Source organism: Pseudomonas marginalis, from assembly GCF_008692035.1.
Classification (GTDB): Bacteria; Pseudomonadota; Gammaproteobacteria; order Pseudomonadales; family Pseudomonadaceae; genus Aquipseudomonas; species Aquipseudomonas marginalis.
The window spans coordinates 3,257,439-3,275,100 of the sequence record NZ_VTFG01000001.1; the positions used below are offsets into that span (position 1 = coordinate 3,257,439).

12 protein-coding genes and 1 pseudogene are annotated in these 17,662 nt (G+C 52.4%); 7 read left to right on the plus strand and 6 right to left on the minus strand.

Annotated elements, in window-relative coordinates; translation table 11 throughout:
* The first annotated feature begins 37 nt into the window (after positions 1-37).
* Positions 38-1,126, plus strand: a complete 1,089-nt coding sequence (locus FX984_RS15200) for an endonuclease/exonuclease/phosphatase family protein (protein WP_027605270.1) — start codon at positions 38-40, stop codon at positions 1,124-1,126.
* A gap of 76 nt (positions 1,127-1,202) precedes the next feature.
* Here FX984_RS15200 and hrpB read toward each other — a convergent pair.
* Positions 1,203-3,332 (minus strand): annotated as a pseudogene (gene hrpB / locus FX984_RS15205) (ATP-dependent helicase HrpB); the annotation flags it as partial.
* 307 nt (positions 3,333-3,639) lie between these two features.
* On the opposite strand from hrpB, the gene FX984_RS15210 reads away from it, so the two are divergent.
* The 4 genes from FX984_RS15210 to FX984_RS15225 are packed head-to-tail and all read left to right on the plus strand — an operon-like array spanning position 3,640 to position 9,797.
* Complete coding sequence (locus FX984_RS15210; protein WP_146477832.1) at positions 3,640-5,709, plus strand: hypothetical protein; 2,070 nt, start codon at positions 3,640-3,642, stop codon at positions 5,707-5,709.
* On the plus strand, positions 5,693-7,777 hold the full coding sequence (locus FX984_RS15215) for an integrase (protein ID WP_146477830.1): 2,085 nt from the start codon (positions 5,693-5,695) through the stop codon (positions 7,775-7,777). The genes FX984_RS15210 and FX984_RS15215 overlap by 17 nt, the downstream gene beginning before the upstream one ends.
* Complete coding sequence (locus tag FX984_RS15220; RefSeq protein WP_146477828.1) at positions 7,774-8,373, plus strand: hypothetical protein; 600 nt, start codon at positions 7,774-7,776, stop codon at positions 8,371-8,373. Before FX984_RS15215 ends, FX984_RS15220 begins: the two co-directional genes overlap by 4 nt.
* Positions 8,373-9,797 carry a tyrosine-type recombinase/integrase gene (locus FX984_RS15225; RefSeq protein WP_223841627.1) on the plus strand — a complete coding sequence of 475 codons (1,425 nt, stop codon included), beginning with the start codon at positions 8,373-8,375 and terminating at the stop codon, positions 9,795-9,797. The genes FX984_RS15220 and FX984_RS15225 overlap by 1 nt, the downstream gene beginning before the upstream one ends.
* Before the next feature lie 299 nt (positions 9,798-10,096).
* Here the strand turns inward: FX984_RS15225 and FX984_RS15230 are convergent, their stop codons facing one another.
* Complete coding sequence (locus FX984_RS15230; protein WP_146477826.1) at positions 10,097-10,699, minus strand: hypothetical protein; 603 nt, start codon at positions 10,697-10,699, stop codon at positions 10,097-10,099.
* Complete coding sequence (locus FX984_RS15235) at positions 10,689-11,591, minus strand: DUF4747 family protein (RefSeq protein ID WP_146477824.1); 903 nt, start codon at positions 11,589-11,591, stop codon at positions 10,689-10,691. The genes FX984_RS15230 and FX984_RS15235 overlap by 11 nt, the downstream gene beginning before the upstream one ends.
* A gap of 341 nt (positions 11,592-11,932) precedes the next feature.
* Between FX984_RS15235 and FX984_RS15240 the strand changes: the two genes are divergently transcribed.
* A complete protein-coding gene (locus tag FX984_RS15240; RefSeq protein WP_146477822.1) occupies positions 11,933-13,513 on the plus strand; it encodes a translin family protein in 1,581 nt (526 codons plus the stop codon).
* 810 nt (positions 13,514-14,323) lie between these two features.
* Positions 14,324-15,079: a hypothetical protein gene (locus FX984_RS15245; RefSeq protein WP_054044287.1), complete on the plus strand. Its 756-nt coding sequence runs from the start codon at positions 14,324-14,326 to the stop codon at positions 15,077-15,079.
* Positions 15,080-15,400: 321 nt separating this feature from the next.
* On the opposite strand, the gene FX984_RS15250 is transcribed toward FX984_RS15245, so the two are convergent.
* From FX984_RS15250 to FX984_RS15260, 3 genes are all read right to left on the minus strand, one after another.
* Entirely contained in the window at positions 15,401-15,937 is a 537-nt protein-coding gene (locus FX984_RS15250) for a hypothetical protein (protein ID WP_146477820.1), read from the minus strand.
* Positions 15,930-17,102 carry a DUF3800 domain-containing protein gene (locus tag FX984_RS15255; RefSeq protein ID WP_146477818.1) on the minus strand — a complete coding sequence of 391 codons (1,173 nt, stop codon included), beginning with the start codon at positions 17,100-17,102 and terminating at the stop codon, positions 15,930-15,932. Before FX984_RS15255 ends, FX984_RS15250 begins: the two co-directional genes overlap by 8 nt.
* Positions 17,103-17,163: 61 nt before the next feature.
* Entirely contained in the window at positions 17,164-17,532 is a 369-nt protein-coding gene (locus FX984_RS15260) for a hypothetical protein (protein WP_017337075.1), read from the minus strand.
* Positions 17,533-17,662: the final 130 nt, after the last annotated feature.

A 17,662-nucleotide genomic window follows, 5' to 3' on the forward strand; every position in this document is an offset into this window, starting at 1 on the left:
GCTCCACGCCACTCCTGAAACGCCATAAGCCGAGCCGATGACCCGTTTATTGCGCATCACCCTGCTGGGCCTGCTGATCGTCGCAGGCCTGCTGACGGCCCTGATCTACAGCCTGACCTGGCGCCCCGCCGCCAAGGAAACCCTGCCCGTCAGCTGCGTCGCGCCCCGTGCGCCAACCCTGTTGCCCGGGCAGGCGCTCAAGGTCATGACCTGGAACGTGCAATACCTGGCCGGCAAGAACTACGTGTTCTGGTACGACACCGCCGACGGCAGCGGCCCGGACGACCGCCCCACCGTAGAGGACATGGCCGCCAGCCTCGACGAAGTGGCGCGGGTGGTTCGCGATGAACAACCCGACATCCTGCTGTTGCAGGAACTCGACGAAAACGCCAAGCCTTCCCACTACCAGGACCAGCTGACGCTTTTGCAGGAGCGCCTGGTCGACCTCTACCCGTGCAGCGCCCAGGCCTTCGACTGGAAAGCCGACTTCGTGCCCGACCGGCATATCTTCGGCAGCGTCGGCCGCAAGCTGGCGACCCTGAGCCGCTACCAGATCGAACACGCCGAACGCCTGCAATTGCCGGCGCCCGAGGCCAATATCATCAGCCGCCAGTTCCAACCCAAGCCGGCCTTGCTGTTGACCTACCTGCCCCTGAGCGATGGCGGCCAACTGGCGGTGCTCAACACCCGCCTGGACGGCGACGCGCCGGGGCGCAGTGCGGTGCAGGAACAGGTGCAAACGACGGTGAAGCTGCTGGACAAGTTCGAAGGCCGTGGCACGCCCTGGCTGATCGGCGGGGATTTCAACCTGCTGCCCCTGGGGCAGTTCCTGCGTTTGGAGGCGGGTAAGCGCGGGCAGTATTCGCCGGACAGTGAGCTGCATTTACTGTGGGACAAGTACCCGATGATCCCGAGCAACAGCCAATCCAGCGGGATTGATCGTGAGAAATGGCTGACGTACTTTCCCAATGACCCGAGCATCGATGGCCCGGATCGCACCGTCGATTACCTGTTCTACAGCCCACGGATCAAGCGGGTGGAGGCGAATGTACGGCAGGAGGATACGTTGCGTATTTCCAACCATCTGCCGGTGATTGCACGGTTCCTGCTGCCCGCCGCGCAATAACCCACACAACAAGATTAATGTGGGAGGGGCGGTGCGACGATTCGACTTGCTCCCTCCCACATTTGGATCTTTGGCGTTACGACTTCCGGGGTTTGATCCGCGCGGTCGGCTCGGCTATCAGCGGATCATCCGGCCAGTAATGCTTGGGATACCTGCCCTTCAGATCCTTCTTCACTTCGGCGTAGGTACTGCGCCAGAAGTTCGCCAGATCCTGGGTCACCTGCACCGGCCGCCGTGCCGGGGACAACAGGTGCAACTTCACCACCTGGCGCCCGCCGGCAATGCGCGGGGTGTCGGCCAGGCCGAACAGTTCCTGCAAGCGCACCGCCAGGATCGGCGGCTGTTCGCTGTAGTCCAACCGCACCGATGAACCCGATGGCACCTTCACATGCTGCGGCGCCAGCTCGTCCAGGCGCTGGGGCAGCGGCCAGGGCAACAGGTTGTGCAAGTAGCTGGAGATATCCAGGTTGGCGAAGTGACTCAGCCGCGAGACTTTGCCCAGGTAGGGCATCAGCCAGTGCTCCAGGCTGGCGAGCAAGGCGTTGTCGCTGACGTCGGGCCATTCGCTGGTGTTGCCGGCGTCCAACTGGCGCAACAGCAGGACGCGGGATTGCCATTGGCGCAGCTCCGGGGTCCAGGGCAGCAGCTCCAGGCCTTTGCGCCGCACCAGGTTGACCAGCGCCTGGCCGCGCGCGGCTTCGTCGAGGCCGGTGAGCGGTTCGCGGCTGAGCACCAGTTCACCGACTTTGCGCTGGCGTTCGGCGCGCAGCACGCCTTCGCGCTCATCCCAGTCCAGTTGATCGACGTTGCGCACTTGTTCGGCGAGGACCGTGTCGAACAGCGCCGGATCGAAGTCCGCCGCCAGATAAATACGTTCTTCACGCTGGCCCTGGCGGCTGCCGAGGTCGGCGATCACCAGCCATGGCTGTTTCATCAGGCTGTCGGCCTCGGCGAATAATGCCGCGCGGCCATTGGCCAGGCGATATTCGGCACCGCCGGGGCGACGTTGCTGGGCGACACGGTCCGGGTAGGCCAGCGCCAGCAAGGCGCCGAGCCAGCGCGGGTGGTCGGGGTCGGCCACCGGCCGGGTCGCCTGGCCTCTCAAATAGCCACGGTATTGCCGCGCCAGTTGCTTGGCGCGTTGCACGCCGCCTTGAGTACCGCGCGCACGCTCTTCACCGGACATCAGCGCCAGGCGGCTGTGCAAATCCGCGCCGCCGCCGCGCAAAATATCGCGCTCGCCCAACAGTGCCGCGACATCACAGGCCGTGGCCGCCAGCCTCAGGTCCTGCCCGCGCAGCAACAAATGGGCGATACGTGGATGGGCCGGCAGCTCGGCCATCTTCTGGCCATGTGCCGTGAGTTTTTCGTCATTCAAGGCCCCGAGGCGCACCAGCAAATCCTGGGCCTGGGCATAGGCGGCGGTGGGTGGCACATCGAGCCACACGAGCTGTGGGGGCGTGACGCCCCAGCGTGCCAGTTGCAAGGCCAGGCCGGCGAGGTCGGCGGCGAGGATTTCCGCACTGCCATACGCGGCCAGCCCTTCATGCTGGTCTTCGGACCACAACCGATAACATACCCCCGGCTCCAAGCGCCCGGCCCGGCCCGCACGCTGGGTAGCGCTGGCGCGGGAGATGCGCTGAGTATCGAGGCGGGTCATGCCGCTGCCGGGGTCGAAACGCGGCACCCGCGCCAACCCGGCATCGATCACCACACGCACGCCGTTGATGGTCAGGCTGGTCTCGGCGATGTTGGTGGCGAGCACCACTTTGCGTTTACCGGCCGGTGCCGGATCGATGGCCGCACGCTGGGCGTTGAGGTCCAGCTCGCCATGCAGCGGGCAGAGCAACACGTCAGGGCTGTGCCCCAGGGCGTCGGCCAGTTGCTGGTTGACCCGGCGAATTTCCGCCTGGCCCGGCAGGAACACCAGCACGCTGCCGGTTTCATCGTGCAGGGCTTCGAGAATGGTTTGCACCACGCGCGGCTCGATGAATTCACCGGCCTGGTACGGCCGCCCCCAGCGCATCTGCACCGGGAACATGCGCCCCTCGCTGCGCAGGATCGGCGCGTCATCCAGCAGGCTGGCGAGGCGCTCGCCTTCGAGGGTGGCGGACATCAGAAGGATTTTCAGCGGTTGCTCGTCGCGAAACAGGTCGCGGCCGTTCAGGCTCAGGGCCAGTGCCAGGTCGGCGTCGAGGCTGCGCTCCGAAACTTGACCGATTGCATTATCCTGTCAAAATCGTTTAGGCATTATAAATTATGCCCTCAAGACACACGACCAGAGCCTCAAGATCTTGACAGTCATCAGAAAGACCGGATCCCTAGCTAACTATCCCTTCCGAGCCCTATCGCCTGATGTGGTGCGACTACTAGAGCGGACTGCTAAGAGGATGGGCCTCTCAAATCATCCCACGGTTTTCAAGCTTTTCGAGTGCTATTGCGACCTTCAGAATACCCAGGTTGGCTACCTTGACCTGTCCAGTCCCAAATACCTGGCTCTGGTCAGGGGGTTCATGGGAGCCATGGTGAGCGGTGAATTTGCTGAAATGAATGCCACCTCGCTGCGCCCATGCGCTCGCCTCATCGCTGTAGTTCACCAAGCTTTGTGCGCCGAAATTCCTGCAATGGAACGGGTGGAACACGACCGTGCTGGCATGGAATTATGCAATGGGATCTGGCAGGAGCATCGATTGAAATTGTGCCCGGTACGAGTGCAATACTGGAACGGTTGGATCATCGAGAGCTCTAAAGACGACACTTCTTATCTTGCATTGGCAAATCTCTGGATGACCCATGGGCAGGCGTTCACTGAGGATTTTTTTCTTCAGTGGAAACAGCACTTTAAGAAACTTGTAAAACCTAAATGCTTCATGGTTAACAAACTGGTCGATTTTCTTACTACTAATTGTGATGATTGGCCAGCAGTGACATTTCAGCATCCTCGAATGATAAGGGCATTTTTCCTTGCCTTTATGAAGAACTTCTTCTTAGATGCACATGATCGTGGGCTCGAAATCAATGCCCAAATCATGTTTTGGAATAGTTTTATGTCATCCTGTGAAGAACTTTTCATTGAGACAGGTAAGTGGACGACGCCCTATCAAGGCAGCCTACCTAAGCCAAGGGCGAAATCTGACCTCGGTCATAACAGCAGAAAAAAAATGAGAGAGGATGGCGTCATCGTCCACGAGAAACTAATCACGCCAGTACCTCTACACCTGACAGATGAAGAAGCAATTGAGATTCTATTCAGTCGAATTCAGATAGATATATCAATTGTAAAAAACTGGGCTCGAGATCAAAGTTCAAAGCTCATCAGCACTTCTCGCCTACGAAAAGAACTCGCGAAAACAGGGACACCAGTTGAATCAGGCATGTCAGAGAAGACAATATTTGAAATCGGGCCAGAGAATGTTTGCGCCACATTTGAAAGAGATGGATTTCGACGAGAAACGAACTATTTGGCAACCCACTTTGGAAAAGACGGCGCCAAGAACATTGCTAATTTTTTAGGGCTACCAACCGCTTATAGCCTCCATCCCTATATGTTCCTTCTGGTTAGCGAGCATCCGGAAATTACATCAAGCTTCCTGCACAAGCTCCAACTTCACGGTGACAATGGAGACTGCATAGGCTTCATCAAGTCGAACAACGGAGCAAAGCTTGTAGGCTATAAAGATCGGAAAGGCAAAAAGCTCAGCGAGCAAGTTATTGAGCTCAATGAAGACTCCCTGCTCTGGGTTGAGGAAATCATTGAAATTACAGCACCGCTGAGAGACGCTCTTCGTAAAGAGGGGAACCCCACCTGGAAGGAGCTCTTTATTACCTGCGGGCAGGGATTTGCCCCACCATCGAGTGCTCATTTCCCTAAATGGTATCGCTCCAATCTTAAGGCAAATGACAACCTGCGCGAAGCCTTGATTGAGCAATTTTCCCCATATAAAAAAATGATGCCTTGCAACATTACAAAATTCTTAGAGAGGGTTACTCTTGGCTCACTAAGGTCATCATGTGGTGTTGAAGTTTACCTTCGTACAAAGAGCGTGACAGAAATGGCGAAAGCCCTGGGCCACGCCAGCTATAACACGAAACTGCTAAGGCGATACCTTCCCGAGGCCATTCTGTCATTCTTCCAAACCCGATGGATCAGAATATTCCAACGCAGCATAATATGCGAAGCCATGAAAGATAGCCCATATTTGCTAGAGGCTACAACTTTCGAAAGCATGGACGAGCTGCATTCCTTCCTGAAAAACCATGCACTCCGAGACATACCTCATCACCTGAGAAACCCTGAGAACAAACCAGGCAACGAAAAGTCAGCATTACAAAATAGCCGCATCTACATATCAATTGATGTAGGGATCATGACAGCCCTTCTATCGCTGGAAGCTGCTGTAAAATCTGCCGACCAGGAACAACAGGTTTGCGGCAAAGCCAAGTATTGGGCTGAGGTCTCAAAATCAGTAAGCGAAGAGATCGAACGCGGCCATGATCGCTTACTGAAAGAACACCTCAGCATCGCCAGAACTCATTGCAATCCAAATCGAATGGAAAAGGTCATCTATGCAACTGCCGCCTGAACTGGACTTCCTGACTCCTTTTTACATTGAGCAAAGTATTGCTCTGAGGCAGGCAGACTGGTTACTAAGTGACTTTGATGACTACCTATGGGAGTACAGCTTTGGCTACAAAAAGCCTAAAGTCATAGATTGGAATGTTCAGCTGGATGATGGCAGCCGCCTCACTGATCCGAAGAACAAAGAACTCCTGGACGGATTCAAATATTTCATTACTGGCTCTACTCATTCTTTCGGCGAGCCTGCGCCCCGCACGACTCCTGCCGCAAGTAGGCCTGAAGAATTCAATCGAGCTTTGCACATTGCGGACTTTCTCCTGCTTAACGCCAGAGAATTCCAATTAGCAAAATATGGTCTAGCCGGTTTAGGCCGGGATGCTCTTAAACTTATTTTATCAGAGATTTGTTCGAACAAATCCGCTGCTGAGGCAGTATATAGCTGGAGGAAGAGGCTATCACTCTACTGCCTAAATCTTACCCTACAGGTGAGCACCGCGCAAATTGAAAGCGCACTTGAAGAACTGCCCGCGCTAAACACTATCACCCCAGACCAAGCCGATAATAACATGCTCGACATCCCGCTGGAAATTATCCCGCGAGTTCGAGCAGCCCTATATTTAAATGGCATGTATAAGCGTTCGGAAACGGGCTACAATGCGAACTCTATAAGAATCTCTGAAATTATCTACCGCGACACATTGAAAGGCCGATACGAATCCAAACCCACTGCCGAGATACTCGCTGTAAAAGAGGGTGACTATTTCACTCGGGAGTTTCTCCCAATAGCGGTAACAACAGGCACACGAGAGATCATAGGTGATTCCAGCTTCTACAAATACAGGGCGAGCCTTTATAGCCTTGGCAACCTTCATGAGGTAGGACTTCCTGCACCATCGGTGGATGACCTGGCCGCAGTGAAGCGGTTCAAACTGGAGACAGGTAAGCTAGGTAGATTCAGGACTTTGCCTTCGCATGTAGTATTTGGCGCTGTGAAAAATGCGATAGAGTTTCACGTAAAGAATGGCAAAGCGATTATTGATGGATTATGCAAAATTGCACTTCACTGTAAGCTTAATGGAATATCCACTAGCGAACTCAACGATCACTCAGTACCTAGCATTATTGGCGAGAGCCTTTCTAAGCTTGGGGTTCGCCGACTTGGCCTTTCTCGGCGAGCAGTCGGTAGTGAGTACGCTATGCGTACCAAGGGGTCAGCCTCAGAGTATTTCCAGGATCTTCGGGCGAACAGAGGCCTCCTTGAACTTGTAAAAGTCTATATTGGAAGCGCCCAAATCGTTGTCGGAGCCCTAATGGCTCGTCGAGTCGGAGAACTTCTGGATCTTCATGCATCCAATTGCCTAGATGTTTCTGAGCAATGGCTTGTATTCCAAAATCGGAAAAGCACTCAGAATCTCTTCGGAATTCGTCGAGTTGAGGTCAGGCCGATTGAACCCATTGCGGTTCAAATGATTAAAACCCTTGTTCGGATGCAGAAAATCCTTAAACGGTTGGGCTACATCGATGAGCTCATGGAACTCTTCAGCTCTCCCGCGATGCATGGTGATCTATCACTCAGCGGTAAAGACGGGTACAACTACAATCAGAATCTCGATTTTTTTTGTGATTATTTCGAAACCGAGATCAACGATGACGGCAAGCGCTTCTATATTCGCCAGCATCAACTAAGGCGTTTTTTCGCGATGCTATTCTTTTATTCCAGCAGTTTCGGCGGCCTCGAAACCTTGCAGTGGATGCTTGGGCACACTGACGTCCAACATGTTTGGAATTACATTACCGAAGCAATGGACGGAGCCACTCTTGCAGGCGCCAAAGTTCAGTATGTGGCTGAGGCTTTACACAGTGGCGATATTGAAAGCTACGAGAGCCTTGCTGCATTAGTCACCGCTCGCTATGGCACTGAGAACTTTACGCTCGCCGATACAAATGAGCTGGAAGACTATCTCGCAGACTTGATGGAAGAAGGTGCAATCACCATTGAGCCTGAATTTTTCGAAGATGACGACGGTCAACGCTTCAAAGTAATCGCAAAAGTCACAGGGGTTGACGCATGAAAAAGGTTGATGCTCGCGTGGAGCGAAACACCTTGGCACTCAACACACTTATGGAGTTTCTTCATCAAGTCCATAATTCACCGGATAGTTTCAAGGATCACATAGAACTTACCCAGGCCCTCAAGAGCCAGGTGGCGACGGCGGGCCTGGAAATCAGCTTCCAGGTAGGAGAGGCGGCCAAGATGACGTCGCCCATGAGCTTAAATACGCTCAAGAGGTATGCCGAGCGGAACATCCCGACAGGGTTCGATGGGTTTAACAGGCTTCGCGTCTCGGCTTTGGAGGCAGTGGAAGCTGCCAAGCGTAGGGCGGAGCGTTCCAATAAACGGACTAAGGTAGGACTCACCCTGCGCGCGGAGGAGCTGGAGTACAAGCTCTCTGCGCTGCAAAAGACGAACATGGTGTTGCTGCAGGCTCTTAATCGCGCTCTTGATGACATCAAAAGTGTTCGAGACGCATCCAGCACGGGCGTAAGGGCGCTACGTGCTACGGAGGCAATCAAGGCGCTATCAGCAATCACGTCGCTCAATGCCCCGCCGTTTAACAGGCTTACAAATTCAGATGAGAAAGTCATCAACCTTGACGAGTATCGATGATGAACAAGGCAACCTCTCATCAGCTTTACTCGCTCATTGATGAACTGACACTTTTCTCACACATGGCGCTGGGAAGAATCGAAACCAATACCTTTAACGGCATCCCGTTTGTGACTTGGCCTGACGGGTCGCCATGTATTCCTGCGAATCTCTACATACTCTCTCTGCTTGAGCGTGCAGGACGTGGTGGTAACCGGGGTCTGTCTACCCGAGGTTCTAAGGGCGGTTCACTTGGAGAATATGCTTCTAAAATCGGGCAATTAATCCGCTACTGCTATTACAAAAACATAGACCTCATTCACCTAACGGACTCAACCTTCACGACTTTTATTGACTCATTGAGAGACGAGAAGTCCCCTATCTACCCAACCTCCAGGAAAAAGTCAGAACCTACCATTCTAGCGATTGGTCGCCTTTGTCTAGACTTCTTGGAGTTTGTGGGGCGACTCAATGGAAACCCGGAGTTCGTGTCCAAGGGTGGTACGATTCGAATAACCCATGAGACTTTCACCATTACGTCCCGAAATGGTCGAAGCATTAAGAAAAGCTATATTCACCATCATTCTCTTAGCCTTGGGGGGCGGACGCGAAGCGTATTCCCCATTACTGATGTCAACATCAAGAAACTAACCGATGCTGTTGATACACTGCCTAGTTCTCGGTTCGTTAACATAAGGCGGAAGATTATGCTTCTGCTGATGGAGCACACGGGTGCACGACGAGGGGAAATTTCAAGAATTCGAGTCGAGGACATCCTGAATGCATTCCACTCGGATGAGCCAATGCTTCGTCTGGAGACCTGGAAACAAGGAGCTTCAAGCGAACGGTTGATTCCGATTCATAAGATGATCCTCAGCGATATCATCCCCTTCATCGATCTGCATCGCAGGAAGGTTGCCAAGAAATTCAAGAAGGGTAAAAACGAAGGTTTTTTGTTTATAGGTGAAACAACAGGTGAAGTTCTTTTACCGGATACGATCACCTCTGAGGTCACAGCGCTCAAAATGGCAGCAGGCATTAAAGAGAAGATATCTCCACACATGTTCAGGCACGCATTCATCACTAAGAAATTCGTGAGAATGATCAAAGAACATGAGATATCAAACTCCGATGAATTCCGGCGAGCGCTTCTCGATGTCAAAGGCTTTATCGCGGAAGTCATGATGTGGACAGGACATAAATCGCCGGAGTCAGTAGAGCGCTACATTCATCTTGCCTTCAAGGAGATTGCAGGTTATTCCGCAACGGTTACTTCGGTGCATCTCACAAGTGCCATGGAGCTGTTTGATCGTAAACAGGAGCAACTTGTACAGCGATTAAAAACTGATTTGACCGTTGAGGAATATGAGGCAGAGCTGCTGGAGCTGAAGCGCTTGAGAGATGAGGACTTTGAGATTGCGCGCAAGCTCACTCCGTCCTCCTGACCCAGCGATTTACCTGGTACTCCCCGCTTGGATTGATGAGCCGTTAGGCCATGCGATTCTTGGCTTGCTCCCTCCGGGGGGGTGGGGGACGGCTCTCGTGAACCAAACCCCAGCTGCGCCTGTCTTTGTCCCTGCGGGCTTCCATCCTCAAGCCGCTCGCCCTCCGTGGGCCGGCGCGCTACGCTTGCGGTCGTGCCCGATAGCTGCTCGTCCCTGTGGTGAGCGGTTGAAAACCGCAGATTTCGCGCCAACCAGTTACTCCCGCTCTACCATCCAGGTCTCACTCCTAGGCGTGATTGTTAATTATCTTTAAGGCGTTGAGATAGATGGACATCCACCATCATAAATAGGGAGTGTACCAATCCTAATATGAAATATATTGATAACCAGAAAGTAAACCAAGAACCGGCAATGAGCAAAACACCATTTGGGAATACCTTTTGCATAACGCCGACGACAATTGCAGCAATCAGCATAATCAGTGGCAGCGCCATTTCAGCATTTAACAGCAATACCGACCCTGGAATACTAGGCTTCCCGGAGCCCTGAAATGTTGCTTGCAGATCCTTAACCAACGACCTGTCTAGTGCAAAAACTAATGCATACACACCGATACCAAAACCCAGAAGATTCGGAAGGATACCCGTCGCAAGATCACCTGGCATCACGGTAACCGTATAGTCAAGTCGTATACAGTGTGACAGGAACATGTTAGGAATACTCGGCGTTAGGAATGCGGTCAACACAACCGAGACAAGTACACCCGCAAAATATGCCTTGAGCCAAGCCCAAACACTTGCGAACCGGTTATCTGCGTCAAAATCGCCATGAAAGGCGTACGCGTTCATTATCTTAATGACCACGCCGACTACAGGTATCTTGACTAGGAATCTATATATCATCCCCTTCTCCTTCAGCAGCCCGGCCTAGCTGACGCAAAGCCTGCATTATCCGCAATCTAATTTGGGCAGGCTGCTCATTCTTCTTCGCTCTCACCTGAATCTTTAAAGGATACTTGGATGATGTATATCGATGCAGCCGCCCCCCAGCCTCCAAAATATAGGACAAGGATGTTTTACCGTAATGCACCGAAGCCTCTACCATTTCCTTCAAGAAGTCTGGCAACGAAGGCATTGCAGAGTCTTTAGATTCAGTTGATGCTTCGACCCTTAGGTGATGTACGTTTTTATTTTTCAGCTCTTGAAGTTGCTTACCTAGACGGTGACCATTAGGGAAGGTTAGGGTCGTACTAACAGCCTTGAAGCCCTCCGCGTTCCTCAGAACGCTCTCAAGCTCTGTCGGATCGGACACCAAGTTTATTTTCAGGACGTGCCTAGGGAAAACTTCGAGAGCAAATTTTGAAAAGATTTCCTCTAGCGCTTCGTTGCAGACTGAAGGCTTAGGTAGGCGTCCACCCGACTCTGAAATTGCCATCCTGTGACTTTCGTAGTCAAATACATAGTCGAATGAAACCCGATTGGCGACAGGGAACGTTCCTTTGGCGGCTTGGAAAAGGGTCGTATTGGAATACAAATCCTCTACCGAATCGCTTTTGTGATACTTGATCCATTCACCATACGCAATCACATCATCACATATAGTGCTCCGTGGCGCGAAGTACGTATCCGACGCTAAGACATAGGACATATCTGTAAGCTTTTTCTTTTTAAATGCCTGTACGGTTCTTTCATGCAAAGCTTCAAAAAGCTTCTTATACCCTTCAACACCAACCTCTTTAGTGCTTTTGGTGTTAGCAGGCAGCAACTGAATATTATAAACGATGAAAGAAGCCATACTCTCGTCCTTGTCAGTGATTTCATAGTGCCATCCTAACAGAGCGCCTTAGCCTGGCCAAGGCCGCTCCAAACCAACGCATGTCATTGTAGCCGCCCTCCATGAGCAAAGGATCGGACGACGACGGCTCTCCCTTATCACACTGCTCCTCAGGTCTAGCACCCTCCTTGCAGATTACTGCAAGCCAACCAATACCAAAGGCAGAGCGTCTTCACTATCGAATTACCCCTAGTCATAGTGCCCAATGTGCCCATCGGGCCGGACAGGTGGGCTGCAGCTCAAACTCAAAAATATGGCATTATGCCACCTCGTGAATCTGTCGATACTTAATGGAGTGAGATGTGGATAAGGAACTTTTCCGTCACATGTTTGAAGATGAAGTTAAAGCCAAATTCGGTGATGACGCCTCATTTGCTTCGTATGAATACGTTCACCACCGCAAATTTCGAGAGCTTCGGGTGGGCGGGAGAATGCTGGGAAGCCGCCCTGAGAGCGTAAGCCAGCTATACGTTATTGTTAACGACCTGATAACTGATAAAGAAAGAGAAATAATATTTCCCGGAGCTTTTGACCTTGGGAATTTCAAGCAGCTTCCCGAGAGTATCCAAACTTACAAGGAACTTGAAGATGAAATCCGTAGCGAAAGCAAGATCGAGGCCCACGACAGGCTAAAAAAAATAAAGTCAATGGCCTTGCCTATCCTCGGCAGAAGTTTTTCCGAGTTCTTCTCGGAGGACAAGACAAAAACACTCAAAGTGCTTAAGACGCTGTACCGATTCCAGACCGAGCATAACAAGATCTTCACTCTTCTAGCACCTCCAAGAATCAGTAAGAAGCCGTCTTATGAAATACGTGACTGCTATGGAATCGAAGGTGCCACGGAAGAAGTTTTGCTAATATCCGACCTCAAAAGCCATGCTAGTTTCGAGATACCGCGTGAGCGAATTGCCTCCATTAACGACACGTATGGGAGGATGCGAGGCCTGCTGGACAACGTAGACTGGAAGCTTTCTCAGGAAGCCAGTTTGGAGTGTGGAGGAAATTTGCAGCGGTTCATGCACGTCATCAACCACTTGGCAACCCGTATACAGGGTGTACTGCATGTCGAGGATCAAGAGCCCGTTCGGCTGCCAATAGATGAACAGCTATATACCTACTTGATCAGGATGGAGCTTGACCATCACACAGAAGGCAATCTACAGCTCCTCAATAAAATTACAGAGCACGAGCCTCCTTTTGGCGAAGCACGGTGCTTGATTGCTGAGTTGGCACACTACATAAAGCTTCCACTCTCCACACCTCAGCATATGTTGATCGATGCAGAAACCTGTGAATCTCAGTTCAGAGACAACGCAGATAAGTTCAAGTGGTTCTATTCCAACCTTCTAGACCGAGAGATCGATAACGACATATTCGAAAAAGCCCTACCGCTATTTGGTAAGCTTTGCAAAGTTCTCAACTTCGCTGAATTCAAGAAAGACATCAGCATGGCCTTGGCCCTCGGAGCTATGGCTTTGGTGTTGTCCGAACTTCAGAAGAGCATCCCTTACAAGCCCTACTGGTATGGGAGGGGCAATATTTCTGGGGGGCTGCAAGAATATCTGAAAGCTGTTCGGTTTGAGCATTGGAACCTTGATACTCCCGAGGGATCCCATCGCTATTGGACAGGACGAGCTGATTACTTCTCCTACGCCATGCTTGGCCAAGGAGATGTGTTCAAGGGCCGCGTACATTTGAGCAACACGATCAATCAGTCATTCATAAAAATTCTTGATACCCAAGATCTGGAGCTCATTGAGAAAAAGCTTGCGCTTTTCGAAGCGACCTTCGGCAGTGTCGAGCAGGAAACGCAGGAAAAGAACCCGCCTGAGTTGCCTCAGGCGGGTGGCTGGTTAAGGATTGTGACGGTCGTAATAGTCTAGTACCGCAAGGCCCGCTCGGAGCACTCGAGATACATCAACCACCAGACGCCAAACAGATCGAATGAAGCTCTTCATTCTGCTCACCGTTTACTCGGCGTTCACCCTGCACAACCGTCGCTGCCATGTACAGGATCGCTGTCATCCAAGGACGACACTTCGAACGCAGTGGCCTCCAGGCCGACGCCGGAACTCCTTCCGGGGCTTCCCCAAACCCACGGGGAAGGCGAACGGTGTGGGTCGCTCAGAACCCTACCGTCCAAGCGGTGAACCGCAGCTGCACATCCCTGCGCAATTGGACGGTGAAATGTGCCCCCACAGCTTTCACCGGACAGGCCATGCGAGATGGCGTCCGTCTGGATGCGATTCTGAAGACTAACCACAAAGGCCTATAGGGGGACTAAAATAAATCCATATAGATCAATTAGTTAAGAATAAAACCACCCACCAGGAAGCTGACGACTATCGAGCTGAATACCAGCGCTGGTGACACTGCGAGACCTCACACGCAGGCGCCTGGAGCATGCAACACGACTACAGCCCAGTGCCCGAAGATGTTCAATTCCTAGCTGTAGGGGGTGCAGGTGAACGTAATGCCACCCACATCTTTCGGGAGCGTCGGAAGCTGCCCTTCCATCCAGTTAGCATCAAGGCTGACCCTCAACCCGATTTTGATGATGCCGTAATGGGAATCCAAGGCGGTCAAGCCATTGTCATGTGCCCGTCAGTAGGACTGGCATCTCGGGTTCCAGCTTGACCTGCTGCAGGGCAAATTACACACTCGTGGCTCCCCCTTCTGCTGTGATGGAAAACATGCTTCGACTGGTTGGCAGCTCCCTCGATATCACATCAGCCATCAACGACTTCAGGCTGTCCTACCACCAGGACTTCTCAAACGTGCAATCGTTTGCATATCGATATCTCAATGCGCCGTCGGGCCGCGCAAATGCAGCACTACTCGCCCAGGCGTTATCGATAGCGTTACGCAACTGGGGCGCTTGCAGACGGAGAAGCCCAATTCTTCGCCCCGTCCCGCAAATCGTAAGTGCTCTGAAGGACAAGCGGCTTCATGAGCGCCTACTCAAACTGAGCCAGCAAAGCCTTGCGGCATTCAGCCTCAATCTGCAGGAGCATCGTCTCCTGAACAGCGATGCACCACTCAATGATGTTGGAGCCTTCGACCAGGAAATTCTGGGGATCCTGAATACGCTGGCGGATGTGCTGTTTTTCAACAACACCAGCATCACTTATCCCATGAAAGCCCTGCTTCTCATCACCGGGCTGATTCCTGCACTGGATAGCCAGGTAAGGGGTGGGCTAGCTCGAGCGGGGAAAGCGGGCTTCACGGGACAGCAACTCCTGCCGAGGAACGTACAGCAAGCAGCAGGCCGTCGAATCTGCGAGCTACCGTTTTATCTGGGGCACTGCTGGAACCTAAACCGGGAAGTATTCGAGGAGGGGATTCTGACGAGCAACCACAAGGGACTAGAAGACACCCCAGGCCGGGTTTTCGACATCCTGCTGTTCATGCAGAACCAAGCTAGCCGGAATCAAATCCTCGCCCTTTAAATGGAGCGTGAATGGCCATAACAGCCATGCCTTCCACTACTCCAATTAAGACTGAAGGGTTGGGTAGTCGGTGTTCCACCTGCGGTCAGCTTCATTGAGTGGGCATCAGTAATGTTCAAGACCACCGGCACCCTAGTCGGCAATTGAAGGATGTTCAGCATGTTGTCCCGTACAGTGGCAGCAATTGTCACTGGTTGCCGCAATCCATCCCTCATCCCAATGTACCCAAATAGGGCCATTAAGCCTAAAAATGATGGTTAATGTGCCTTATTGGGGACATTAAATATGTATCTCAGAGCAACATACCACTAGCGCTCGATTCTAGGAGGGAAGTAGATTCTCTGATTCGCTGGCCTCATGGCGAGCCCAGCGCAAGGTAGCTATCGACATGAATTGCCTAATCGCCAGAGCTCCCCGTTCATTTCTGGCTTTCGACCCTGGCAGGGTCAGCGCTGCCTCTACTTTGGCACGACTCGCTTCGTACATTGCAAATGCGTTGAACTCAGAATCAAGCAGCACTAAGAGCACAATATCGAAGGGCTGTCGTAGATCAATTGCGCCCATACGGCCCGTAATCTTTAGCGGGTTCAGGATACAGCGGCCCTTGATCTGGATTCTCGCGACGCCATCTTCCAGCGTCTCTGTAGCGTCGTAACCTGCCTGCCTTGCAGGATGTAGTAACAGGCCGAGTCGAGTAGCAGCTTCGTACTCTGCGACCTCGCCTGTCACGCCCAGCGGCTTGCCGGTCAAGCGATAGTATCTACGCGCAAGTACCTTGGCTTCTTTCAAGATCTCTAGGATTTCATCCTGGATCAATGCAGCCTGCTGAGGTTCGTTGCCATGACCGAGTTCAGTCATCTGCAAACGCCTCGAGCGCAGTGAGCAGCTTGGCAAGCTCAGCCAGGTTGGCTGCCGTCACGATGTCATATTCTCCTCGACTACTCAGCCGATATACCTCTCGAGCCTTTTTGACCCGTTCCAGTAGAGGAACAACAATGCCTGACGCTCTTTCAAGAAATTCGTTAATGTCTGCCCGTGTTTGAGGGATCTTGTAGCCTTTGGCCGCGCTTGTGATGATCACGTCCGAATCGCGAAGCTTGGCGATGCCGCTGGAGCGGATCCTCTGGTCGTTGATATCTCCGAAGCCGCTATCTTTTAGGTGGCCGACTATTTCTGCGGTTGGCACGTAGTCTTTGGTGACGAATTCGCTCTGAAATCTCAAGAACCGCAATATGCTCAGCTGCAGGCGCTCATCCTCATTTGGATGCTCACCAGCCCGTTCGCTAAAAAGGTCAGCCTGGCGGAGAGCTTCTTGATGTACCTGGTAGTCAGCGTACCCAAATTCATCCGTCGGCGGCGGCAGAAGAGACTGGTACTTGGATGGCCACTCAAGCATTCCAAGGGTCAGGCTTCGTAGAATCTTTTTGTAGGCAAGAACTGCTTCTTCCGATGCTTTGTCTTCGTAGATCTGAGCGACTGAGCCAGCAAAAAAATCTGCAACCTGAACCAAGACGTTGTCCTTACTGGCCATCGTCTGGAAGGCATCTTTATCGCCAAATAGGTCATCGACGAACCGTTCTGAAACGTAGCTTTTGAGGCTCTCCTGAAATTCCTGGCCACCATGCTCGTCTACGATCATCTGGAGGTCGGGGTATGCGCGGAACAAACGTTCATAGAGCAACCCATTCACATATTTTATGAATGAGGTCTTGAAACGAAGGCCACCGTCTTTGCGAATTTGGGACTTATCAACGACGGTGAAATAGAGCCTGAATGGCAGATCGGCTAGCTCGTTTAGGATCCGGGCACGGCGATCTGAATCCTTGGGCTTAAGATTGCTGGATTTGATCTCGCCTGTTTGAAAATGACGCGTGCGGAGTGCTTCAGCTTGGGCATAAGCAGCTTCCAGGTCTTTCTCTGCCACCAGAATGGAGCACACGATGAAAAAGCCAGAGCTTCCTCCCTTTGACGTATCAAGGTCGGAATTCCCGGACTCATCCACGAAGGCATATGTTCTGTCCATGATCTTGCTCCATCAACAACTTACTGAGCGCGGTGGGTCGCCCAATGGCAAGGTGGCGAAATTAGTTCGTCGCAGTGGTACTACCTGGAGCGGGGCCTTCGCTGAACGTGTAGTTGATGACCACGTCATTTCGGATCAAGACGTCGAGAGTTTTCTGGGTGCCCGTAGTCGTCACCTTCATGGTGACCACGTAGCTTTGGGCATGGGCTGAGCCATTGGTGTAGGTGTAGATCCACTTTTCGTCAGTCTCGCTGACAGCACTCTTGGCGTAGGGCTCACCAAACAGGGACTTCAACTCAGTAGTCGTCGTTTTGCCTTTGGTGATGCTAGCTACACTGGCCGACGGAAAGTCTCGTCCTGCGGTGTAGTGGGACGTAGCGCAACCGCCAAGTGCGACACAGATCCCCATGACTGCGATGAGCTTCTTCATATCTATCCTTGATCGTAGAAAGATCCGAATCTAGCTGGCATCGAGGCCAAAAGCCATCAGCGATATTGTTCAGCGGGTTTCATATTCTCACAGCAAGCAGAACTCCTCTCAGATGCTCGCTGCGGGGTGA